The organism is Mycobacterium sp., assembly GCF_035499775.1.
GTDB lineage: Bacteria > Actinomycetota > Actinomycetes > Mycobacteriales > Mycobacteriaceae > Mycobacterium.
In genome coordinates, this window is sequence record NZ_DATJYB010000021.1 from 1 (window position 1) to 2,181 (window position 2,181).

General features: G+C 65.7%; 3 protein-coding genes. 2 read left to right on the forward strand and 1 reads right to left on the reverse strand.

From position 1 onward, the window contains the following. A partial coding sequence (locus tag VML93_RS01320) for a transposase (protein ID WP_325606880.1) occupies positions 1-606 on the forward strand: 606 nt, incomplete at its 5' end. A 48-nt stretch (positions 607-654) separates the two neighbouring features. Here the strand turns inward: VML93_RS01320 and VML93_RS01325 are convergent. Then, positions 655-1,143, reverse strand: coding sequence for a DUF6933 domain-containing protein (locus VML93_RS01325; protein ID WP_325606882.1), 489 nt, complete (start codon positions 1,141-1,143; stop codon positions 655-657). A gap of 112 nt (positions 1,144-1,255) precedes the next feature. Here VML93_RS01325 and VML93_RS01330 point away from each other — a divergent pair, with 112 nt between their 5' ends. Continuing rightward, positions 1,256-1,807: a hypothetical protein gene (locus tag VML93_RS01330; protein ID WP_325606884.1), complete on the forward strand. Its 552-nt coding sequence runs from the start codon at positions 1,256-1,258 to the stop codon at positions 1,805-1,807. Positions 1,808-2,181: the final 374 nt, after the last annotated feature.

Genomic DNA, 2,181 nt, shown 5'->3' on the forward strand with positions numbered 1-2,181 from the left:
GGCGCCAAGGGCCTGATCGCCGCCATAGAACACATCTACCCAAAAGCGTTGCGCCAGAGATGTCTTATCCATCGACTCCGAAACGTGCTCGCCAAGATTCCCACCGGGATGCAAGCCGAGGTCCGCGACGGCTACTGGGCGATTTTCGACACCACCGACCTGGGCATCGAACCGGGGCCCCAGCTGGTGGAGATCGTCGACAACCGGATCGAGGCGTTCGCCGCCAAGTACTGCGACCTTTACCCGGCGGCCATGCGGATCCTGCTCACCGACAACGCAGGGCTGACGGCCTATCTGCGGTTCCCGGCCGAACACCATGGGCGCGTTCGACATTCGAATTTCATTGAACGATCCTTTGGGGAGACCAAGCGACGGACCAAAGTCATCGGCCGATTCCCCGGCGAGACCAGCGCCATCAGCCTGGTGTGGGCCGTGCTTGATCGCGCCTCGGCCGGTTGGCGCGGCCTGGCCATGACCCCGGTCGGCACCCGGCTGCTGCAAGACCTACGCCGGTCACTGCTTGACCCACCCCGTGAACTGCGGCCGCCGCCTTCCACCACAAGCGGCGACACCGACCCCGCCAATCCCATCTCAGCCACCGCGTAGCGACCTCGGGTCGCCACGCCGGTAGGTCTCCTGGCAGGAGGACGGTTGTTACCGCTGGTCGGGACGGATGGCGGTGACAAGGTCGATCGGTGGGATGTAGCCGGTGATGCTGTTGATGGTGCGGTGCAGGCGGTGGTGCACCGCGATGATGTCGCAGCGGGCCAGTCCGCCATTGGTGGCGATGAGCTGTTCGGTGGTGAACGCCAAATCGTTGATTGTGCCCAGGATGCGGCGGTCGGCGGTCTTGGCCACAGCCACATGCTGGGGATCGAGTTCGCCGAGCGTATCGACGGACAGGTGTTCGGCGCGCAGCGCGGCCTGGATCGCCGAGACGACGGGCGGGCCGATCGGGCGCAGCCCGGCGACGGTGATGTTCGGCATGAACACCGAGAACAAGGTGCCGGTGTGGGTCACCAGCAGGCATTTGAGTCGGTCGATCCAGACCAGGTAGGCGTACCAGTCCTGCTGGCTGGCGTGGCCGATGGCCGGCCCAGACACCCGCAGCAGGGTCAACACCTTGGCGGTGCATCGCAGCATCACGAGTCATGATCGTAGGCAAAGCCACCGACGATCGGCGCGCAGACCACCGTGGCTTGGCGCCGGTAGAGTGTGGCGACGTGTTGGTCGCTGATCTGGGTCACTTCCTCGAATGCCGCACGACACTTCGGGTCCCGCGCAGCGCCTCGGGCAGCATTTGGGCGACATTGTCCGGGCGGGCACCGCCGGCGCGGTTGGTGATCCGTGGGTGTCGGCATTGCCGTGTCGGCGCCGCCCAGCCCACAAGCGCTGCCCCGGGCGGACGACCATCGCCATCGTGGGGGCCAAGGCCTCAGCGCCGATCCGATGGTGGTGCAGCGTCTGCGACGACGAGGGGGTGATCAGCAACTGGGCAGACTCCCCGTACGACCTGCGTCCCCGCCGGCTCAGCCTTGCCGGCGACGTCGACGCGGTCATCGTCAGCGACAAGACCGCCGCCGCGTTACGCGAGCTGGTGTTGCTCGACCCCGACTGTGAGCGACTGGTGTGTGGCATGCGCGCCCACCCCGACGGCGCAGCCTTGTTGACCAGTGCAGACGACCTGGAGGAGCTGATCGGATTCGTGGCCGCCGAAGCCAACCACGAACCCAACCGGCGCCGCCAAGACCACCTCGACGCCGCGTTTAACGCACTGACCGAAGCCGCCCAAACCCTTTACAGCTGAACAACTCTCGGCCTTACAGTAGTGTCGGCCCTGAGCCCACCAAAAGCGATCCGGAGCTGGACACGCGTCTGGTTACCCATGACACCATCAGGGGGTCAGCTGCAGGCTGACGTGACTGCCACCCGAGTTCCCCTGCCCGTATGCTGACGACGAAGCCCCGAACCGGCCCGTGCTTTTTACACCAAGTTTCGGACGCGACCTAAGCCCACCAATCAACTTGACAGTGCCAATCACCAGGCCGAATTCGCTGTCGCCGCAGCGTCACCCGCCGCTGACCTGGCGACCGTCGACGGTGCTACCGCGCCTGCGTTGATGTGTTCGACGCCGCGACGGATTCGGCCATCCGCGACCGACTCGCGTTGCAGGCTCGATGA

Coding starts and splice junctions, on each gene's coding strand:
- VML93_RS01325 (WP_325606882.1), bottom strand. CDS start 1,143: ATGCTGCGATGCACCGCCAAGGTGTTGACCCTGCTGCGGGTGTCTGGG.
- VML93_RS01330 (WP_325606884.1), top strand. CDS start 1,256: ATGCCGCACGACACTTCGGGTCCCGCGCAGCGCCTCGGGCAGCATTTG.